This is a genomic window from Sphingopyxis flava, assembly GCF_900168005.1.
GTDB classification, from domain to species: Bacteria; Pseudomonadota; Alphaproteobacteria; order Sphingomonadales; family Sphingomonadaceae; genus Sphingopyxis; species Sphingopyxis flava.
Genome location: NZ_FUYP01000002.1, coordinates 76,883 through 96,031 on the forward strand (window position 1 = coordinate 76,883; position 19,149 = coordinate 96,031).

The 19,149-nt window shown below is 63.5% G+C and carries 19 protein-coding genes; 12 read left to right on the plus strand and 7 right to left on the minus strand.

The window, feature by feature from the left end:
- Nucleotides 1-876 (minus strand): prolipoprotein diacylglyceryl transferase, encoded by an 876-nt coding sequence (lgt, locus tag B5X69_RS01870; RefSeq protein ID WP_079637004.1) that lies wholly within the window; start codon nucleotides 874-876, stop codon nucleotides 1-3.
- Between the two features lie 76 nt (nucleotides 877-952).
- On the opposite strand from lgt, the gene B5X69_RS01875 reads away from it, so the two are divergent.
- The 9 genes from B5X69_RS01875 to B5X69_RS01915 all read left to right on the plus strand — a co-directional run bounded on the left by B5X69_RS01875 (nucleotide 953) and on the right by B5X69_RS01915 (nucleotide 10,640).
- Entirely contained in the window at nucleotides 953-2,659 is a 1,707-nt protein-coding gene (locus B5X69_RS01875; RefSeq protein WP_079637005.1) for a class I adenylate-forming enzyme family protein, read from the plus strand.
- Between the two features lie 30 nt (nucleotides 2,660-2,689).
- Complete coding sequence (locus B5X69_RS01880; protein WP_079637006.1) at nucleotides 2,690-3,544, plus strand: cytochrome b/b6 domain-containing protein; 855 nt, start codon at nucleotides 2,690-2,692, stop codon at nucleotides 3,542-3,544.
- Nucleotides 3,537-4,316 (plus strand): molybdopterin-dependent oxidoreductase, encoded by a 780-nt coding sequence (locus B5X69_RS01885; RefSeq protein WP_079637007.1) that lies wholly within the window; start codon nucleotides 3,537-3,539, stop codon nucleotides 4,314-4,316. Before B5X69_RS01880 ends, B5X69_RS01885 begins: the two co-directional genes overlap by 8 nt.
- Before the next feature lie 24 nt (nucleotides 4,317-4,340).
- Nucleotides 4,341-5,579 carry an SAM-dependent methyltransferase gene (locus B5X69_RS01890; RefSeq protein WP_079637008.1) on the plus strand — a complete coding sequence of 413 codons (1,239 nt, stop codon included), beginning with the start codon at nucleotides 4,341-4,343 and terminating at the stop codon, nucleotides 5,577-5,579.
- Nucleotides 5,580-5,673: 94 nt separating this feature from the next.
- Nucleotides 5,674-6,831, plus strand: coding sequence for a pyridoxal phosphate-dependent aminotransferase (locus B5X69_RS01895; RefSeq protein WP_079637009.1), 1,158 nt, complete (start codon nucleotides 5,674-5,676; stop codon nucleotides 6,829-6,831).
- A 103-nt stretch (nucleotides 6,832-6,934) separates the two neighbouring features.
- Nucleotides 6,935-8,152 carry an argininosuccinate synthase gene (locus B5X69_RS01900; protein ID WP_079637010.1) on the plus strand — a complete coding sequence of 406 codons (1,218 nt, stop codon included), beginning with the start codon at nucleotides 6,935-6,937 and terminating at the stop codon, nucleotides 8,150-8,152.
- Nucleotides 8,153-8,407: 255 nt separating this feature from the next.
- Nucleotides 8,408-8,596 (plus strand): hypothetical protein, encoded by a 189-nt coding sequence (locus B5X69_RS01905; RefSeq protein WP_139375629.1) that lies wholly within the window; start codon nucleotides 8,408-8,410, stop codon nucleotides 8,594-8,596.
- A 71-nt stretch (nucleotides 8,597-8,667) separates the two neighbouring features.
- A complete protein-coding gene (locus B5X69_RS01910; RefSeq protein ID WP_079637169.1) occupies nucleotides 8,668-9,669 on the plus strand; it encodes a threonine aldolase family protein in 1,002 nt (333 codons plus the stop codon).
- A complete protein-coding gene (locus B5X69_RS01915; RefSeq protein ID WP_079637012.1) occupies nucleotides 9,666-10,640 on the plus strand; it encodes a DMT family transporter in 975 nt (324 codons plus the stop codon). Before B5X69_RS01910 ends, B5X69_RS01915 begins: the two co-directional genes overlap by 4 nt.
- Here the strand turns inward: B5X69_RS01915 and murA are convergent.
- The 5 genes from murA to B5X69_RS01940 all read right to left on the minus strand — a co-directional run bounded on the left by murA (nucleotide 10,627) and on the right by B5X69_RS01940 (nucleotide 15,375).
- Nucleotides 10,627-11,913 carry a UDP-N-acetylglucosamine 1-carboxyvinyltransferase gene (murA, locus tag B5X69_RS01920; RefSeq protein WP_079637013.1) on the minus strand — a complete coding sequence of 429 codons (1,287 nt, stop codon included), beginning with the start codon at nucleotides 11,911-11,913 and terminating at the stop codon, nucleotides 10,627-10,629. The genes B5X69_RS01915 and murA overlap by 14 nt on opposite strands.
- Before the next feature lie 54 nt (nucleotides 11,914-11,967).
- The gene (locus B5X69_RS01925) at nucleotides 11,968-13,548 is read right to left on the minus strand and encodes an ABC-F family ATP-binding cassette domain-containing protein (protein WP_079637014.1); all 1,581 of its coding nucleotides are present in this window, start codon (nucleotides 13,546-13,548) and stop codon (nucleotides 11,968-11,970) included.
- A 130-nt stretch (nucleotides 13,549-13,678) separates the two neighbouring features.
- Entirely contained in the window at nucleotides 13,679-14,647 is a 969-nt protein-coding gene (locus B5X69_RS01930) for a magnesium and cobalt transport protein CorA (protein ID WP_079637015.1), read from the minus strand.
- Between the two features lie 61 nt (nucleotides 14,648-14,708).
- Entirely contained in the window at nucleotides 14,709-15,170 is a 462-nt protein-coding gene (locus B5X69_RS01935; protein ID WP_079637016.1) for a GNAT family N-acetyltransferase, read from the minus strand.
- Nucleotides 15,171-15,183: 13 nt separating this feature from the next.
- Complete coding sequence (locus B5X69_RS01940) at nucleotides 15,184-15,375, minus strand: hypothetical protein (RefSeq protein ID WP_079637017.1); 192 nt, start codon at nucleotides 15,373-15,375, stop codon at nucleotides 15,184-15,186.
- A 231-nt stretch (nucleotides 15,376-15,606) separates the two neighbouring features.
- On the opposite strand from B5X69_RS01940, the gene B5X69_RS01945 reads away from it, so the two are divergent.
- Entirely contained in the window at nucleotides 15,607-16,242 is a 636-nt protein-coding gene (locus tag B5X69_RS01945; RefSeq protein ID WP_079637170.1) for a DUF1013 domain-containing protein, read from the plus strand.
- A 3-nt stretch (nucleotides 16,243-16,245) separates the two neighbouring features.
- Nucleotides 16,246-17,373, plus strand: coding sequence for an MBL fold metallo-hydrolase (locus tag B5X69_RS01950; RefSeq protein WP_079637018.1), 1,128 nt, complete (start codon nucleotides 16,246-16,248; stop codon nucleotides 17,371-17,373).
- 24 nt (nucleotides 17,374-17,397) lie between these two features.
- Here the strand turns inward: B5X69_RS01950 and B5X69_RS01955 are convergent, their stop codons facing one another.
- On the minus strand, nucleotides 17,398-17,673 hold the full coding sequence (locus B5X69_RS01955; RefSeq protein WP_079637019.1) for a hypothetical protein: 276 nt from the start codon (nucleotides 17,671-17,673) through the stop codon (nucleotides 17,398-17,400).
- 129 nt (nucleotides 17,674-17,802) lie between these two features.
- Here B5X69_RS01955 and B5X69_RS01960 point away from each other — a divergent pair, with 129 nt between their 5' ends.
- Nucleotides 17,803-18,960, plus strand: a complete 1,158-nt coding sequence (locus B5X69_RS01960; RefSeq protein ID WP_079637020.1) for a DUF481 domain-containing protein — start codon at nucleotides 17,803-17,805, stop codon at nucleotides 18,958-18,960.
- Nucleotides 18,961-19,149 lie beyond the last annotated feature (189 nt).

Consider the following 19,149-nt stretch of genomic DNA (forward strand, 5'->3'; position numbering starts at 1 on the left):
TCAGGCAATGCTGTCGGTCCCCGCGATCGGTTCCACGCGCTGGCGACGCCCCTTCGCGGTTGCGACCAGCCAGATGCCGGCAATCAGCATCGGCACCGTCAGCGTCTGCCCCATCGTCAGCCCCCAAGGCAGCGTTCCGAGCTGGACGTCGGGCTCGCGGACGAATTCGAGACTGAAGCGGCTGACGCCGTAAATGATCGCTGCCATGCCGAACAGGAAACCGGGTTTGTAGCGCGCCCTGGTGCGCCAGAAGAAGAAGGCAAGGACTGCGAACATCATGATGCCTTCAAGGCCCGCCTCGTAGAGCTGGCTCGGATGGCGCGGGTCGGCCGTCCCGCTGCCGGGAAAGATGATCGCCCAGGGCACGGTGGTCGGCCGCCCCCAAAGCTCGCCGTTCACGAAATTGGCAAGGCGGCCGAAGAAGAGGCCGAAGGGAACGACGCAGGCGATATAGTCGCAAAAGCGCAGGAAGCTGAGCCCTTCCTTGCGCGTTGCATACCAGATCGCGATCAGCACGCCCGCGACACCGCCATGGAGCGACATGCCTCCGTCCCATAATGCGAGAATCTCGAAAGGGTTTTGGAGATAGTGACCCAGATTGTAGAACAATACATATCCCAGCCGTCCGCCGAGGATGATGCCGAGCATGGCATAGAAGATCATGTCGTCGGCGTGGCGGCGCGCCATCGGGGCGCCTGGCTGTGCAATCAGGCGCAGCAGATACCAGTAGCCGACAAAGACCCCGGCGAGATAGGCGAGCGCGTACCAGCGGATGGGCAGACCGAAGACGCTGAAGGCGATTTCGCTGTTTTCGCCCATCAAGTCGTGAAAATTGAGATATTGCGTTGCTTCCGTTAGGAGCGCAGAAATTGTCATATAGTCTCGGCCCTTCCCCAGGAGAGGCCTACCCCATAGGGGGTAAGCGCTGCGAGACCAAGAGGAGAGATATCCGATGCCATCCGCGCTCGATTTGCGCCTGGACGCCGCATACAAGCTGATCACCGGTCCTGGGGGACCGATCCAGGTCGGGACGATCGAGCGCGACGGCCGCGAACTGCCTTTCATCACCAATGCGCCGTCCAATATCGTCGATTATGCCGCCTATTTTTGTGCGCAGCATGGCGATGCGACCTTTCTGGTAGAGGGCAAGGAGCGCCTCAGCTTTGCCGAATTCCATGCCGCGGCCCGCAAGGTCGCGGCGGGGCTGGTCGAGGGCTATGGGGTGAAGCGTGGTGACCGCATTGGCATCGCGATGCGCAATGCCAATGCTTGGTGCGTCGCCTATCTGGGGGCGCTGATGGCCGGGGGCTGTGCGACCCTGCTCAATGGCTGGTGGCAGGGCGCCGAGCTCGCCGCGGGGATTGAAGACGCGGGGGCGAAGCTCGTCATCGCCGATCCGCAGCGCGCCGACCGGCTTGCCTGCGCCCCGCATGGCGCCAAGCTTATCACCCTCGACATCACGCGGCCGATCGAGGAGGCGATCGCGCCGATCACCGCGGCAGGCGGCAGCGACGCGACCGCGCTCCCGCAGCTTGGGCCCGACGATCTGGCGACCATCCTCTTCACCTCGGGTTCGACGGGTCAGTCGAAGGGAGCCTATTCGCGCCATCAGGCGGTGGTGCAGGGGACGTTCAACTATATCGCCCAGACCGCGAGCATCGTTCATCTGCTGACCGAGGACGGACAGATGACGGACCTCCAGCCCGCGACGCTGATCTGCACCCCGCTCTTCCATGTTACAGCCGAGATTCCGGTGTTCTTGCAAAGCTTTGCGCTCGGACGAAAACTGGTGCTGATGCCGAAATGGAACGCGGAAGAAGCGATGCGGCTGATTCAGGATGAAAAGGTCAACTACTTCGTCGGCGTGCCGCTGATGAGCTATGAGATCCTCGTTCATCCCCATCGTGCGAAATATGATCTCTCGACGTGCAAAAGCTATGCGGGGGGCGGCGCGCCACGCCCACCCGAACATGTGAAGCGCCTCGCCACCGAAATGGGCGAGGGCAAGCCACTGCTCGGCTATGGCCTTACCGAAACCAATGCGGTCGGGTGCGGGATCATCAACGAGAATTACCTGGCCAAGCCGCTCTCGACGGGTCCGGCATCGAAACCGCTCGTCGATCTGGCGATCCTCGACGATAACGGCAATCCGCTGCCCCAAGGCCAGGTCGGCGAGGTGTGCATCCGCTCGATCGCCAATTTCGAAGGGTATTGGAACAACCCGGAAGCGACAAAGGCCGCCTTTTTCGACAATGGCTATTTCCGCACCGGGGACCTTGGCTACCTCGATGAGGATGGATATCTGTTCATCGTCGACAGGAAAAAGGATATCATCATCCGCGGCGGCGAAAATATCAGCTGCCAGGAGGTCGAGGCGGCGATCTACGAGCATCCTGATGCCAAGGAATGCGCCGTTTTTGGTCTGCCCGACGAGCGACTGGGCGAGGTGGTCGGCGCTGTTGTGTGGATGGCGCCTGACAGCAAGCCCAACGCTGCAATGCTGAGCGAATTCCTCGCCGAACGGCTCGCGCCGTATAAGGTGCCGAGCAAGATCTGGCTGAGCGCCGAAGCGCTGCCCAAACTTGGCACGGAAAAGATCGACAAGCTATCCCTGCGCAAGCAGTATCGGGAGGAATATGCCGCGCAGCATGCCGCGTAACCGTTGAACGCGCGGGAGCGAACCGGGAGCATGGGCGCCGCCGACATCCTTGACGTTTCGCCTCAGGCCGCCGGGCCGGTGCGCGTCTATCGCCACCGGCTTCCGGTGCGCCTTTGGCATTGGCTGAATGCCGCTACGCTGCTCGTCCTTCTGATGAGCGGGCTGATGATATTCAACGCCCATCCGCGGCTCTACTGGGGCCAATATGGCGCGAACCACGACCATGCCTGGCTCGAGATCGGGTCGACGCGTGCAACGGGTTATCTGCGCATCGGGTCATGGAAGGTCGACACAACCGGCATGCTCGGCCACTGGACGGACCGTGACGGGGCGACGCAGCGCTGGGCTTTTCCGGGCTGGGCGACGATTCCCACCCGCTACAGCCTCGCCGACGGGCGGCGCTGGCACCTGAGCTTTGCCTGGCTTTTCGCGGTCGCGCTCACCCTATATATGATTTGGACCGCGATCGGCGGCCATCTGGCAAAGGATCTTCGCGTCCGGCGCGGCGAGTGGGGTCTGGGTGCCCTCTGGCGGGACCTTAAGGATCATGCGCGGCTGCGCTTCCCCGCCGGCGAAGCGGCGCTACGCTATAATATCCTTCAGAAACTCAGCTATATTGGGGTAATTTTCCTGCTGCTACCGCTGATGATATTCACCGGCCTCGCCATGTCGCCCGGGTTCAACGCGACCGCCCCCTGGCTGATCGACCTCTTCGGCGGACGCCAGTCGGCGCGCTCGATCCATTTCATCACCGCCACGCTCCTCCTGCTCTTCTTTCTCATCCATGTCGCGATGGTGCTGCTCGCGGGGCCCGCAAATGCGCTGCGCTCGATAGTCACGGGCTGGCTTCGCCTTCCGCCTGCCAGGGAGGAAGGGCGTGAATGACCTCACTCTGCCGCGGCGGCAGCTGATCGCGCGGGCGGGCAGTCTCGTCGCCGCTGCGGGCGCGCTGCCGCTCTTGTCGGGCTGCGACGCGATCAATGAGGCGCCCGCCGTTCGCAAGATATTGTCGATGGGAGAGAAGATGCACCGCGCGAGCCAGCGGGCGCTCACCGACCGCGACGCGCTCGCGCGCGAATTCGCCCGCACCGATCTCTCGCCCGTCTTTCGCTCAAACGGCACGCGGCTGCCCGAAGGCGATGCCTATGCCGCGCACGCCGCGCGCGGCTTCGCCGACTGGCGCGTTGCGGTGCGAGGGCTCGTCGCGCGGCCGCTCATGCTGTCGATGGCAGATATTCGCGCCATGCCGCAGCGCACCCAGATCACCCGTCATGACTGCGTCGAAGGCTGGAGTGCGATTGGCGAATGGACAGGCGTGCAGCTGAGCCGGGTTCTTGCCGCGGCCGAACTGAAGGGCAGCGCACGCTATATTGTCTTTCGCTGTGCCGATCGCATCGGCGCGGCTGAATATTATGAAAGCTGCGACCTCATCGATGCCCTGCATCCCCAGACGATTCTCGCCTGGGCCCTCAACCGGCAACTGCTGCCCATCGCCAACGGTGCGCCGCTGCGTCTGCGGATCGAGCGCCAGCTGGGTTACAAGCACGCAAAATATCTGCGCGCGATCGAAGCGGTTGCAAGCCTCGAGAAGGTCGGGGCAGGAAAAGGGGGTTACTGGGAAGATCGCGTGGACTATGAATGGTATGCGGGGATCTGAACAAGAAGAAGGAGGTCGCTCCCGATGTCCATTCTCCGACCCTTTCTCTCGCGCATCGTGCGCCAGGGCCGGCTTACCGTCATAGACCCGGACGGCGGTGAGGAATATTTTGGATCAACTGCGCCGGGTTTTCCCGATGTGACCATCCGCTTCACCAGTCGCAAGGGCATGCGCCGGATCATCCTCGACCCGCGGCTTGGAGCTGCCGAGGCCTTCATGGATGGCGAGATGCGGATCGAGCGCGGTGACATCATGGAGCTGATCACACTCATCCGAGCGAACACGCCGTGGGATCGCGGCGCAAAGCTCAAGGACAAGACCGCGGCCGGCGAGGCGGTCGACTGGGTGAAGACGCGCATCAATTCGATCAACCGGCGTAGCCGCTCGCGTGCCAATGTCGCGCACCACTACGACATCGGCAACGATCTCTATCGGCTGTTTCTCGACAGCGACATGCAGTATAGCTGTGCCTATTGGCCGCGCGTCGACATGACGCTGGAGGAGGCACAGGCCGCCAAGAAGGCGCATATCGCGGCAAAGCTCGCGCTCGCGCCGGGACAGCGCATTCTGGACATCGGCTGCGGCTGGGGCGGCATGGCCATTACCCTCGCGAAGCTCGCCGACGTCGAGGTGCTCGGGATTACACTGTCGCAAGAACAGCTGGCGCTTGCAAGGGAACGGGCCGCCGCCGCCGGCGTCGCTGATCGCGTCTCCTTCGAACTGATCGACTACCGCGACCTTGCGGCACGCGATGCGGGGCGTTTCGACCGGATCGTATCGGTGGGCATGTTCGAGCATGTGGGCGCGCGCAACTTCGAAACCTTCTTTCGCGCCGCCGCCAATCTGATGACCGCGAACGGGGTCATGCTGCTTCATACCATCGGTCGCTTCGGCAAGCCGGGGGCAACCGACGCCTTTACCCGCAAGTATATTTTCCCGGGCGGCTACATCCCCTCGCTAAGTGAGACGCTCGCCGCGAGCGAAAAAAGCCGGTTGATCGTCACCGATGTTGAAACGCTGCGTCTCCATTATGCGCTGACCTTGCGCGAGTGGTACGCCCGTACCCTGGCTCATGAGGAAGAGATCGTCCGGATGATGGGCGACCGCTTTTTTCGCATGTGGACCTTCTATCTCGCGGGGGCGACCTCGGCGTTTGAAAGCGGCGGAATGGGGAATTACCAGATTCAATTCGCTCGCAGCCGTCACGCGCTGCCGCTGACCCGCGACTATATGGCAGCCGCGGAACAGGGTTATGGGGGATGATGCGTAGCGAAGAAACTTCGCTCGCCTCGCTCGTCTCATCGCTCTAAGGCGTGCCGGGGCGTCTGCCCATCTGTTGCTACCCCGGGAGCGCACCATGACCCATTCGCCCCTGTCACAGGGCATCGCGCCCTTCAGGGCCATCGAGATCAGCCATCTCGCGCGACAATTGCGCGCCGAAGGGCGCTCGGTGATTCATATGGAATTCGGCCAGCCCTCCGACGGGGCACCGGCCGGGGCCGTCGCGGCGGCGAAAGCGGCGCTGGGCGAGCCCGACATGGGCTATTGGGAGAGCGTCCCGCTGCGCGAGCGTATCGCACGGCATTATGGCGATCATTATGGGCTCGATCTCGACCCGCATCGAATTTTGCTGACCTGCGGCGCGTCGCCTGCGCTCGTCCTTGCGCTCTTGACCGGCTTCGCGGCGGGGAGCCGCGTTATGACGGCGCGGCCCGGCTATGTCGCCTATCGCAATTCGCTGCGCGCGCTCGGGATGGTCCCCGTCGAAATCGAATGCGGCGCGCGCGAACGTTTTCAGATCCAGGCGCGCCATATTCGCGACGCTGATCCCGTCCCTGAGGGGCTGATCGTCGCCAGCCCCGCAAACCCGACCGGCACGATCATCCCGCCTGCCGCGCTCGCTGAGCTCGCCGACGCCTGCCGCGCGCGCGATGTGCGCATCATCTCGGACGAAATCTATCACCGGCTAAGCTATGGCGCCGAAACGCACAGCATGCTGCAATATGACCCCGATGCCTTCGTCATCAACAGCTTCTCGAAATATTACGGCATGCCCGGCTGGCGTCTCGGGTGGATCGTTTGCCCGCGCGGCCTCGTCGCCGAGGCACGGGCTCGGATTGGCAATCTTTTCCTCTCGCCTCCGGCGCTCAGTCAGCAGGCGGCGCTCGTGGCTTTCGATTGCGAAGAAGAGCTTGATGCGCGCGTGGCCATCTATCGCCGCAATCGGGAACGCCTGATCGGTTGCCTCGCCCGCGTTGGCATCACCGACATCGCCCCCTCGGACGGCGCCTTCTACGTATATGCCTCGATCGCGCATCTGACTGACGACAGCATGTCGCTGTGCAAGCGCTTGCTCGAGGAGACCGGCGTCGCCACCGCCCCGGGGCTCGATTTCGATCCCGAACGCGGTTCGCGCTTCATCCGCTTCAGCTATGCCGTGAGCAGCGAATTGGCCGAGGAGGCCTGCGCGCGGTTGGAGGCGTGGTTCGCCTTGCATTATCCCGCGCAAGGCTGAGGCAGAGCGACAGGCCTGACGCTCAAGGCGCGATCAGGCCGTTGCACCGCGCGGGCTCACCTGCTAGCCGCGCCCGCGTCATTTTCCGCCAAAAGGTTTAACCATGTCCGAGTCCATCAAGCGCGTCGTCCTCGCCTATTCGGGGGGGCTCGACACCAGCGTCATTCTGAAATGGCTGCAGGTAACCTACGGCTGCGAGGTGGTGACCTTCACAGCGGACCTCGGCCAGGGCGAGGAGCTCGAGCCAGCACGCGCCAAGGCCGAGCTGATGGGTATCAAGCCCGAGCATATTTTCATCGACGATCTGCGCGAAGAATTCGTGCGCGATTTCGTCTTCCCGATGATGCGCGCGAATGCCCGTTATGAGGGCGATTATCTGCTCGGCACATCTATTGCCCGCCCCCTGATTTCGAAGCGACTTGTTGAGATTGCGAAGGAAACGGGCGCCGACGCGGTCGCGCATGGCGCGACGGGCAAGGGGAACGATCAGGTGCGCTTCGAGCTTTCCTGTTATGCGCTGAACCCCGACATCAAGGTCATCGCGCCGTGGCGCGAATGGGCGTTGACCAGCCGCACCGCACTGATCGATTTTGCCGAAAAGAACCAGATTCCGGTCCCGAAGGACAAGCGCGGCGAAAGTCCCTTCTCGACCGACGCCAACCTTCTCCACACCTCCTCGGAAGGCAAGGTGCTCGAGGATCCGTGGGAAGAGACGCCCGATTATGTCTATTCGCGGACGGTGAATCCGGAGGATGCGCCCGACGCCCCCGAATATATCACGATCGATTTCGAAAAGGGTGACGGCGTCGCTCTGAACGGCCAGGCGATGTCGCCGGCAACCCTGCTTGCTGCGCTCAACGATCTCGGTCGCAAGCATGGCATCGGCCGCCTCGACCTCGTCGAGAACCGCTTCGTCGGCATGAAGTCGCGCGGCATGTACGAAACGCCGGGCGGCGAAATCTATGCGCGGGCGCACCGCGGGATTGAAAGCATCACGCTCGACCGCGGCGCGGCGCATCTCAAGGACGAGCTGATGCCGAAATATGCCGAGCTCATCTACAACGGTTTCTGGTTCGCACCCGAGCGCGAGATGCTGCAGGCGGCAATCGACCATAGTCAGGCGAAGGTGACCGGCACGGTGCGCGTGAAACTCTACAAGGGCAGCGCGAACGTGGTCGGTCGCAAGTCGCCGCATAGCCTGTACAGCGAACGCCATGTTACCTTCGAGGATGACGCTGGCGCTTATGACCAGAAGGATGCCGCGGGCTTTATCAAGCTCAATGCACTGCGCCTCAAACTGCTCGCCAGGCGCGACCGCTAGGATCCTCGCGGAACCTGTTGCGCTTCGCGCGCGTTCGATTCGCCAGGATGCGCAACCCGAGTGCGTTTCTTCCACGGCAAAATTATCGCCAGATCGTGCCAAAGCGAGGCCGGTCTGCAATATTGGCATGTTCAAAAATGCAGCCAAAATGATAGCTTTGGCTCGCTCCAGACGTTGAAATAGCCAATCTGGAAATACTGATTCTCGTGGGGGGGACTAGCTGCAATCTGCTGTGAGGTTCCTATGTCGGTCCAAATGTCGGGAGATGCCACCTATGAATGGCAGCCCTGCTCCATCCTGTTTCCCCGCATCGGCACCATGCTCAGCCGACATGGTGTGCGCACGCGCGTAATTCTCCCGGGTCATTATCTCGTCCGCCGCTCGCGAACGCTTGGCGGACGGATTTACCGGCGCGCGTCGGGAGGCGAGGACGACCTCGGCTGACGCACTGTCGCCCATGAAGATTGGCTGGCAACGGCGGCGCGACCTGCGCTAAGGCGCGTGGCATGACTGCGATGCGCTTCTTTTCCGACAATGCGGCGGCTGTGCATCCTGCGGTGATGGAGGCTATCGCAGCCGCCAACCAGGTCGATACCGCATATGACGGCGACGCGCTCAGCCAATCGCTCGACGATGCCTTTTCCGAGCTTTTCGAAACCCGCTGCGAGGTGATCTGGATCGCGTCGGGGACGGCGGCCAACAGCGTCATCCTCGCCCATTTCGTGCGGTCATGGCAGGGCGTTTTCTGCCATGAAGAGGCGCATATCGAGGTCGATGAATGCGGGGCGCCGACCTTCTACTCGGGCGGTGCAAAGCTGATGCCGCTGCCCGGAATCGGCGCCAAGATCGACGTCGACGCGCTTCGAGGGCGGCTTGCCGCTATTCGCAAGGACGTCCATCAGATTCAGCCGGCGGCAATCAGTATCACCAATGCAACCGAATATGGTCTTGCGTGGCGTCCGGATGAGATCGCCGAAATCGGCGAGGTTGCGCGCGGCGCGGGACTGAAGCTGCACATGGATGGTGCGCGCTTTGCCAATGCAGTTGCGTTTCTTGACTGCGCCCCGGCCGATGTGACCTGGCGCGCGGGTGTCGATGCCTTGTCATTTGGCTTTACCAAGAATGGCGCAATGATGGCCGAGGCGCTGGTATTTTTCGGCGGGCGCGGCGGTGCAGGCGCGCGCGAACTCAAGAAGCGCGGCGGGCATCTGCTCAGCAAGGGACGCTTCGTCGCGGCGCAGATCCGCGCGATGCTCGAGAAGGATCTGTGGCTTGAAAATGCGCGTGCGGCGAACGCCGGTGCCGCGGCGCTGGCCGCGGCGTGCGGAAAGCGGCTGATGTACCCGGTCGAGGCGAATGAGTTGTTCGTCCGCCTGACTGCCAAGGAAGCGGCGCGGCTGCGAACCGCGGGTTATGATTTCTATGACTGGGGCAAGGACGCGGCGCGCCTGGTCGTCAGCTGGGACCAGGACGCTGGCGCGGTCGCACCGCTCGCCGCTGCGATCGCGGCCCTATGAGCGGGATGCAGCCGACGCTTTTCACGCCGCGCGTGCTCGTCCCCTTCGCTTTGGTGACCCTGGTCTGGGGTTCGACGTGGATTGTGATCAAGGGGCAGCTCGGGGTCGTCCCCCCGAGCTGGTCGGTGACTTATCGCTTTACTGTGGCGGCGCTGGTGATGTTCGCCTTTGCGGCGCTGCGCCGCGAACGTATCTGGATCGACTCTCGTGCACTGGCCTTCGCCGCGCTGCTCGGCGTGGCGCAGTTCACCTTCAACTTCAATTTCGTCTACCGCGCCGAGCAGCATATCACCTCGGGCCTTGTTGCGGTGCTCTTTGCGTTGCTGATCGTGCCCAACACGCTTCTCGGCCGGGCCTTGTTGAAGACACCGCTTGAGGGCCGCTTCCTGCTCGGCGCCGGAATCGCGATCAGCGGCGTCGCAATGATGATCATCCACGAATATCAGGTCGCAGCTCTTGGCGCGTCGGCGGTGATCCTCGGTATCGTGTTAACCCTCTCGGGCGTACTCAGCGCGTCAATCGCCAATGTCATGCAGGGGACCGCCTTCGCGCGCGCGCAGTCGATGACGGTGATGATCGCATGGGCGATGCTGTTCGGTGCTCTCGCCGACGGGGCCTTTGCGTGGATCACGACCGGGCCGCCGGTGTTGGACATGCGCTTTGTCTACCTCGGCGGCATATTCTATCTCGGTGTCATCGCGAGCGCGGTAACCTTTCCACTCTATTTCGGCATTATCCGCGCGGTGGGTCCGGGACAGGCGGCGTGGTCAAGCGTGCTGATCCCGATCATTGCGATGGGTTTTTCAACCCTGTTGGAAGGCTACCACTGGTCGTTGCTGTCGATCGCAGGCGGTGCTGTGGCGTTGGTCGGGTTGGTGATAGCGGTTGCGAAACGGCCCGCGCGGCCTTCAGTCAGCGGCAATATGGTGTCGTTGCCCTGCGAGGAGGATGGCGGGATTAGCCCGCGCTGATTCGTTCAATATCGGCACCGACCGCCTGCAGCTTCTCTTCCAGCCGCTCATAGCCGCGATCGAGATGATAGACGCGGTTGACCTCGGTCTGCCCTTCGGCGGCGAGGCCCGCGATGATCAAGCTCATCGAGGCGCGCAGGTCGGTTGCCATGACCGGCGCACCGATAAGCCGTTCGACGCCGCGGACAACCGCGGTACGACCCTTGACCTGAATGTCGCAGCCCATGCGTGCCAGTTCGGGAACGTGCATGTAGCGGTTCTCGAAAATCGTCTCGGTGAAGAGCGACGCGCCAGTGCCGAGCGTTGCCATCGCCATGAACTGCGCCTGCATGTCGGTCGCAAAGCCGGGGTAGGGGGCGGTCGAAAGCGTGACGGGCTGGGCGCGGCCTGCCATGGCGACGCGGATGCCGGTCCTGGTTTCCTCGACCGTGGCGCCCGCCTCGCGCAATGCGGCAAGCGTCGCTTCCATCTCGGCCGCCTTCGCACCGACCAGTTCCACATCACCCTCGGTGATCACCGCAGCGCAGGCGTAGCTGCCCGCTTCGATCCGGTCGGCCATCACGCGATAGGTCGCGCCGTGCAGCCGGTCGACGCCTTCGATCGTCAGCGTTTCGGTGCCGATGCCGTCGATCGTAGCGCCCATGGCGACGAGGCAGTTGCAAAGGTCGACAATCTCGGGTTCGCGGGCTGCATTTTCAAGCACGCAACTTCCCCTGGCGAGCACCCCCGCCATCAGCGCATTCTCGGTTGCGCCGACCGAGACGACGGGAAAGGTATATTTTCCTCCAGGCAGACGGCCGCCGCCCGGTGCGCTTGCTTTCACATAGCCTGAGGCGAGTTCGATCTCGGCGCCAAAGGCTTCGAGGGCTTTCAGGTGGAGATCGATCGGCCGGTTCCCGATCGCGCAGCCACCCGGAAGGCTGACCGTCGCCTCGCCTGCGCGTGCGAGCAGCGGGCCGAGAACGAGAATCGAGGCGCGCATCTTGCGTACGATGTCATAGGGGGCGACGGTCGACGTCAGTGTCGTGGTTCGGGCTGTCATGACCCGTCCGAAATCCTCGGGCCGCGATCCTTCTATGGTCGTTGAGCAACCGAGCTGGTTGAGAAGATGACCAAAGCCGTCGACGTCGGCGAGCCTCGGCAGGTTGCGAAGCGTCAGGGGCTCGTCGGTGAGCAGCGCGCAGGGGAGTAGCGTGAGCGCGGCATTCTTGGCGCCGGAAATGGGGATACGGCCCTTGAGTCGCTGGCCGCCGCGAATGACGATCTGATCCATCGGCTGTCTTTAGCCGATGCACGGGAGCACGCAAGCGGCGCCGTCTTCGCGCACTTACGCGCCCAGCTCGATCGTCCGCGCAATGCCGATCGCCTCCAGAAATGCCTTGTCATGACTGACGACGATCAGCGCGCCGTCATAGCCGGCAAGCCCCGCCTCGACCGCACCGAGCGAGTCGAGGTCGAGATGATTGGTGGGCTCATCGAGGATCAGCAATTGAGGCGGCGTTGGCGCGCCGAGCGTGCAGGCGAGGCCCGCGCGCAGCATCTGGCCGCCGCTCAGGGTCCCGGCGGCACGGTCGGCTGCAAGCGAACGAAAGCCGAAACGTGCAAGCGCGGCGCGACACTGATTGTTCGTTGTCCCGGCATTGAGGCGCGCAAAATTGTCCGCGATCGAGCGAGCGGGATCGAGGAGCGATACGCGCTGGTCAAAGAAGGCGAAGGGGACCGCCGTTCGCACGCTGCCCTGCCAGGGTTCCAGCGATCCCGCGATGAGGGCGAGCACGGTCGATTTGCCCGATCCATTGGGACCGGCAATGGCGATGCGCTCGGGACCGGTGATCACAAGCGACAGATTGCGCACGACGGGTCTACCCGGAAGATAGCCTGCGGTAACTCGGTCGAGCTTGAGCACCCTGCGCGACGTGGGCAGACCGCTTGACGCAAGCGCCATCGCAAGCGGATCCAGCGTCTCGACGCGACGCCGCGCCTCGGTGAGCTCCATCTCGGCGGCTTCGCGCTGTCGATCGGCGAGGCGACTTCCGGCGGCGCGGCTTTCTTCTGCGCGGCGCTTGCGGGCGCCAAGGAGGATGTTGGGTGCATCGCCGCGCACCGCCTTGCGGCGTCCGCGCGCATCGCGCTTGTCCTGCTTCTCGCTTGCCGCCTGCGCCCGGCGCCGAACCGCATCAACATTTTTTTCCGCATTCGCGAGCCTGGCATCGGCGGCAGCCTGTTCGGCCTCCTTATGAGCCTGGTAGGCGCTCCAGCCGCCGCCCGTGCGCGTCGCCCCGAGCGCGGTCAGTTCGACGACCGCATCCATCTCCTCGAGCAGTTCGCGGTCGTGGCTGATAACGAGCGCGCCGCCGCGCCATCCCGCGAGCAGGTCGCGCACGGCTTCGCGGCCCTCGCGGTCGAGATTGTTCGTCGGTTCGTCGAGCAAGAGGAAATCGGGCGCGGCGAAGACCATGGCCGCGAGCGCAGCGCGCGTGCGCTGGCCTCCCGAAAGCGCGCTGAGCGGAGTCTCGAGGGGGAGCGGCAGGCAGACCTTGGCGAGCGCCTCTTCGATGCGCGGCTCAAGCGTCCAGTCGGCTTCGGCAATTTCGTCGACCGTGGCATCGCCCGCTTCGGCCTTTCGGACGAGGGTGATTGCATCGCGCGCGTCGAAGAGGTCGACGATCGTCTCTCCGTCAGGGACCTGCACCATCTGACGCAGCATCGCAGTGCTGCCCTCGATGATGACACGTCCCCCCGTCGGGGAGAGTTCCCGCGCGATCAGACGCAGAAGCGTCGATTTTCCGACGCCGTTGCGGCCGACGATGCCGGTGCGCTCGCGCTGAAACCGGAGATTGAGGTCGGTGAAGACGGCGCGGCCGTCAGGGGCGGACCAGCGAAGATGGGCAATGGTGATCGAGGACATGGACAAGGGCTTTCCTGGCGGCAAGACGCACGGGCGTTGCGGTCAGTTTCTTGTCCATGACGGGTCCATTCCGGTTCGGTCGGACCGCCAATCTAGGGCTTGCTGCCGCGCGGCGCAACCGGGATGGTGGCTAGAGCCAGCCGATGCTCTTGAAGCGCCAATAGAGAAGGCCGCAGATGCCGCCCATCAGCGCGAGCGCCAAGGGATAACCGTAGCTCCAGTCGAGTTCGGGCATATGCGTGAAATTCATGCCATAGATACCCGCAATCGCCGTCGGGACCGCGAGAATTGCGGCCCAGGCGGCGAGCTGGCGGGTGATCACGCCCTGGCGCTGCTGTTCAAGCAGCCCGTTGGTCTCGATCACGCTTGCAGCGATGTCGCGTAGTCCCGTCAGGCGGAACTCGGCGCGTTGTACATGATCCCAGATGTCGCGGAAAAAAGGGCGAACCGGATCGTCGATGCAAGGCAGCGGCGTTGTCGCGAGCTTCCAGGTCAGATCCTTCATTAGTCCGGCCAGTCGCTGGAAGCGTATGATTTCGTGGCGCTGGGCGTAGAGATGCCGAATTTCGGATGCGTCGAGCGGCGTGTCCATCACGCTGTCCTCGAGGATCAGCATCCGGTCCTCGATCGCGTCGATCACGGGGAAATAGCCATCGACGATGAAGTCGAGAACGGCGTGGAGGACATAATCGGGACCGTGGCCCAGAAGGGCGGGTGAGGCCTCGAGCCGCGCGCGCACCTCGGCGTGCCCCCGTGCCGAGCCGTGGCGGACGGAGATGATGAAATGGCGGCCGACGAAAAAGGCCGTTTCACCGGGCTGAATCGTATCGGCGTCGAGATTGGCGGTCCGCGCGATGACGAAAAGCTGTTCGCCATAAATGTCGGCCTTGGGGAGTTGGTTGGCCTTCAGCGCATCCTCAACTGCGAGCGGGTGCAGTCCGAAACGCGCCGCGATCTGCTGCAGCTCCGTCTCGGTAGGCTCAAAGAGTCCGAGCCAGAAAAAATCGCCTTCGTCGCATGGGGCGGAGGCCGCCTCATCCGGGTCGATGTCGCGCACCAGCTTGCCTTTGTTGTAAAGACGGGCGGCCATGATCGGCATCGGCGGGCATCCTGCTGCTTCGGTGCGAGCATAGTCTCCAAGGGTGCCGCCGCAAAGCCCGTCAAAGCGTCATGCGATAAACGAGAAACCCCGTGCGTTCGGCAATGGCATCATAGAGGCGGCGCGCGGTGTGATTGGTCTCATGTGTTTGCCAATAGAGGCGCGCCGCGCTCGCCTTGCGTGCGTCTTCGGCGACGCGCAGGATCAGCGCCGAGGCGATCCCGCGCCCGCGCGCGGCTTCGGCGGTGAACAGATCCTGCAGGTAACAGATGTCGGCGATGGACGTCGTGCTGCGATGATAGAGATAATGGACGAGGCCGACGAGCTCGCCTTTAGCCTCCGCGACGAGCGCGTGGACAGGCTGGTCGGGGTCGAAAAAGCGCACCCAGGTCGAGGAGGTGACATCCGGGGGGAGCGCCGTTGTCCCGCTGCGGCCGTAGAATTCATTATAGCCCTGCCACAGTGGAAGCCAGCGATCGAAATCGCCTTGCACGGGTGCGCGTATCAGAAGTTCGGTGGTCATGGGCTGTTGTGCCCTAGGCCGCCTGCAGACGCGTGTCGACGGCTATCCAATTGTCCTCCCATGTCACTCCACCGTCGGCCGAATAGGCTTGTTCGAAGTGCGCCTCGTCGGCGGAGACGTGGGTGATGATGAAGCGGACGAGGATGACGCGGCCGGCCGGGGCAGGGGCGAGGGCAGCGCTCAGCAGCATGGTGCGGGCGATCATGGGTCTTCCCTGGCAAGATACTCGATATCCCCATTGTGGCGCGGTGCAGGGAGGCTGTCCAACCGGGAAACGGGGAGCAGAGCGCGGATTGGATGCGTTCGCGCGCCTCTTGCCCCCTTCGCCAATCCGGTATAGAGCGATTGTCAATGTCCGGCCGCCCCGTGAGGGGCGGCCCTTATTATTTCCGCTTGGAGAAACCCAGCCATGGCCAACGCCAATCCGACTCCGTTGATGCCGCACGCGACCGCCGCCTGGCTGGTCGATAACACCGGCCTCACCTTTGCCCAGATCGCCGAATTCTGCGGCATCCACATTCTCGAAGTGCAGGCTATCGCCGATGAAACCGCAGCGACCAAATATACCGGTCGCGATCCGGTGCGTGCACACGAACTGACCATGGAAGAGATTGAAAAGGGTCAGAATAATCCTGAGTACAAGCTCAAGATGAGCGTGCAGGGCCAGGACACGATCCGCCGAACCCGAGGCCCGCGCTATACACCGGTCAGCAAGCGTCAGGACAAACCCGACGGTATCGCCTGGATCCTCAAGAATCATCCCGAGGTGTCGGATGGCGCGATCGGCAAGCTGATCGGTACGACGCGCAATACGATCAACGCGATCCGCGAACGCAGCCATTGGAACAGCGCCAATATCGTTCCCAAGGATCCGGTGACGCTCGGCCTCTGTTCGCAGCGTGAGCTCGATGCACTCGTTGCCAAGGCGGCGAAGAAGGCCGGGATCAAGGCGCCCGAGGACAGCCGCTTCGAAGGCGACCGCGAAGCGCTGATCGAGGAACTGCGGGCCGAACGCACCGCTGCCGCCGAAGCGCGTGCCGCCGAGGAAGCCGAAGCCGGCGACGAAGCCTAAAGCGTGGCGAGCGACGGCGACGATGACGGCATTCCGGCGGCCAATGGTTCGCCGGACGCCTCGCTGACGCAGGACGACAGTTTTACGGCAACGAGCCATGCAGGCCTCACCTACCCATGGGGCGATGCCGCCCCGGGGATGGGAGAGACGATCCGCATTGCCAACGGGATCCGCTGGGCGCGCATCCCGATGCCGGGCTCGCTCGGCCACATCAACAGCTGGCTCCTCGACGATGCGGATGGAATTGCCGTCGTCGACACCGGCGTCTGCCTTGCGCTGTGCTCAGACGCGTGGAAGGCGCTTTATGCGGGCGCGCTGAAAGGGACGCCCATCACGCGCGTCATCGGCACCCATCTGCACCCCGACCATATCGGACTTGCTGGCTGGATCGCGAAGAAGCATGGCGTGAAGCTGTGGATGACGCGCGGCGAAATGCTGACCGCCCGCATGATTGTCGGCGACACGAGCGAAACCGTCCCTGATGAGGCGCTCCGCCAGTCGCGCGCCGCGGGATGGGACGAGGCGGCGATCGAGCGCCAAAAAAGCGAGGGCTGGGGCCGGTTCGGCATGATGGTCTTCCCCTTGCCGCGCAGCTATATGCGAATGAAGGACGACGACCGCATCGACATGGGGAGGCATCAGTGGCGCGTCGTCACGGGCTCCGGCCATAGCCCCGAACACGCCTGTCTATGGAATGAGCGCGAGGGCGTGCTCGTGTCAGGCGACCAGGTCCTCCCCCGGATCAGCTCGAATGTGTCGGTCAATATCACCGAACCTGATGCCGATCCGCTGGGCGAATGGCTCGCGTCGATCGACAAGCTGCTCACACTCATTCCCCCTGACGTGATCACCTGTCCTGCGCATGGCGAACCGTTCAAGGGTCTTCATGTTCGCTTGTCCGCGCTGCGCGATGAACACCGGATGCGGCTATACCGGCTCGCCGAAGCGATCGCCGACACGCCGATGCGCGCCATCGACTGCTTTCCCTTGCTGTTCAACCGCCCGATCGGCGAACATAATCAGAGTCTTGCAACCGGCGAAGCACTCGCCCATCTCAAGCGCCTCGAAATCGAAGGGCGGGTGCGAAAGGAAGACCGCGACGGCGTCTGGTGGTATCACGCAGCGGTGTAACGCATCAGGCTGCGCCGATTCGTCTCAGTCCCCCCGGTGCATCACCCAGCTGAATGCTAGCGCGTTGAAGATGGTGTAGAGGCCGTAGAGCAGCAGTCCGGTAAACCAGTTGCGCGTCGCGATCGCCAGTGCACCAACGAGCAGCAGGAACTCGAAGACATAGGTGACATGAGGTCCGACCCGGTCGGCGAGCGGCCTTACCATCTGCTGCACCAGCGGGTCGTCGCTCTCCATGAAAGCGCGGTGCATTGCGAAATTGCCAACGCCGGCACAGAAGATAGCTAGGATTGCGATCAGCATAGGTTTGCAAATGGGGCCTTATGGCTGGAAATGCCAGCGGGATTGCGGTTATGAAGCGATAAGGGAGGCGAAGCCCTTTATCCCGATCGAAAAATCCTGCCCTCTTTCCCCCGGAGAAGGACCCGTTCGATGAGACAAACCGCGCGCCTCGCGGCCGCCATTCTTCTCATTGCCGCCGGCTCGCGCCCGGCATGGTCGGCCGTGCCCGATCCCGCGCTTCCCGCAGCGATCGCCCCGATGGTTGTCGCGAGCATGGAAACACGCCCCTTGCCGCTTCCCGACCCCGTCCGCGCGATGATCGAGGCTGCGATCGCGAGCGGCGAGCGCAAGGACGTCGAAACCGTCATTGCGCTCGCGAAGGCGACGAATCCGCGCTCGCTGACCGATATCGACGCGATCCTCGCCGCTTGGAAGGCCAAGGGCCAGGGCCAGCCTGAGCCCGACCCGATCCGCCAGATGCTTGCGGCAGCGATGGCGAGCAAGAAGGACGGCGACGTCGAGGCGGTTGGGGCGCTGGCAAAAAGGACCAACCCCGACCGGGTGGCCGACATCGATGCGTTGTTGACCGACTATCGTTCGAGGCGCGCTGCCGAGAAGAAGGCGGCCGCCGAGGCGGCGCGCGCGAAACTCGCGGCCTCGAAATTCTGGGAGAATTGGAAGGGCGAGGGACAGATCGGCGCGTCGCATAGCAGCGGTAACACGGATTCGGCTGGGCTGAGCCTTGGCGTCGCGCTCAACCGGAAGGGGATCAACTGGAGCCACCGGCTGCGCGCGCAGGCCGATTATCAGCGGACGAACGGCCGCACGACGGTGGAGAAATTCCTGACCGAGTATGAGCCGCAAGCCCGGATCGGCGACCACGCCTTCGCCTACGGGCTTGGGCGCTGGGAGCGCGACCGGACCGCGGGCTATTACGCGCGCTGGAACGTGTCAGGGGGGCTTGGCTACAAGGTCATCGCGAAGAAGGACCTCACTCTCAATCTGAAGGCGGGGCCCGCGTGGCGCCAGATCGACCTCGTTTATGGTAATACGGAAAGTGAGCTCACCGGGCTTGCTGCACTCGATCTCGGGTGGAAACTGTCGCCGACGCTCAGCCTGTCGCAGGTTGCCTCGACGATCATCGGCGAACGGACAACCACGACCAGTTCGCTCACTGCACTCAACGCCAAGCTCACCGGCGCCCTGTCGGCGCGCGTGTCCTATTCGGCCGAGCTCGACACCAACCCGCCCGCCGGGGTCGAGAATCTCGACACGCTGACCCGTTTCACGCTGGTTTACGGCTTTTAGTCCAGCACCGGTTTCGATCTTTTCATCCGGCACCCGGTCGAAAAGGACGATGATCTCCGCGCGGCTGAAATCGGAAAGGCCGGCGAGCCGTGAAATGCGCGGGGCCGAGTTCGATCCGTGCGCGGCTTGCGCCCCAATCGTCATCGATCGGTTCACCGCGGCCGCCGCGAACATGCCCGATCGGAGAAA

Excerpts from the sequence above, each read along its gene's own strand:
- B5X69_RS01930 (WP_079637015.1), bottom strand. The coding sequence starts at position 14,647 with ATGCCGATCATGGCCGCCCGTCTTTACAACAAAGGCAAGCTGGTGCGC.
- B5X69_RS01895 (WP_079637009.1), top strand. The coding sequence starts at position 5,674 with ATGACCCATTCGCCCCTGTCACAGGGCATCGCGCCCTTCAGGGCCATC.
- lgt (WP_079637004.1), bottom strand. The coding sequence starts at position 876 with ATGACAATTTCTGCGCTCCTAACGGAAGCAACGCAATATCTCAATTTT.
- B5X69_RS01935 (WP_079637016.1), bottom strand. The coding sequence starts at position 15,170 with ATGACCACCGAACTTCTGATACGCGCACCCGTGCAAGGCGATTTCGAT.
- B5X69_RS01915 (WP_079637012.1), top strand. The coding sequence starts at position 9,666 with ATGAGCGGGATGCAGCCGACGCTTTTCACGCCGCGCGTGCTCGTCCCC.
- B5X69_RS01925 (WP_079637014.1), bottom strand. The coding sequence starts at position 13,548 with ATGTCCTCGATCACCATTGCCCATCTTCGCTGGTCCGCCCCTGACGGC.
- B5X69_RS01905 (WP_139375629.1), top strand. The coding sequence starts at position 8,408 with ATGTCGGGAGATGCCACCTATGAATGGCAGCCCTGCTCCATCCTGTTT.
- B5X69_RS01960 (WP_079637020.1), top strand. The coding sequence starts at position 17,803 with ATGAGACAAACCGCGCGCCTCGCGGCCGCCATTCTTCTCATTGCCGCC.
- B5X69_RS01880 (WP_079637006.1), top strand. The coding sequence starts at position 2,690 with ATGGGCGCCGCCGACATCCTTGACGTTTCGCCTCAGGCCGCCGGGCCG.
- B5X69_RS01945 (WP_079637170.1), top strand. The coding sequence starts at position 15,607 with ATGCCGCACGCGACCGCCGCCTGGCTGGTCGATAACACCGGCCTCACC.
- B5X69_RS01955 (WP_079637019.1), bottom strand. The coding sequence starts at position 17,673 with ATGCTGATCGCAATCCTAGCTATCTTCTGTGCCGGCGTTGGCAATTTC.
- B5X69_RS01940 (WP_079637017.1), bottom strand. The coding sequence starts at position 15,375 with ATGATCGCCCGCACCATGCTGCTGAGCGCTGCCCTCGCCCCTGCCCCG.
- B5X69_RS01875 (WP_079637005.1), top strand. The coding sequence starts at position 953 with ATGCCATCCGCGCTCGATTTGCGCCTGGACGCCGCATACAAGCTGATC.
- murA (WP_079637013.1), bottom strand. The coding sequence starts at position 11,913 with ATGGATCAGATCGTCATTCGCGGCGGCCAGCGACTCAAGGGCCGTATC.
- B5X69_RS01910 (WP_079637169.1), top strand. The coding sequence starts at position 8,668 with ATGCGCTTCTTTTCCGACAATGCGGCGGCTGTGCATCCTGCGGTGATG.
- B5X69_RS01900 (WP_079637010.1), top strand. The coding sequence starts at position 6,935 with ATGTCCGAGTCCATCAAGCGCGTCGTCCTCGCCTATTCGGGGGGGCTC.
- B5X69_RS01890 (WP_079637008.1), top strand. The coding sequence starts at position 4,341 with ATGTCCATTCTCCGACCCTTTCTCTCGCGCATCGTGCGCCAGGGCCGG.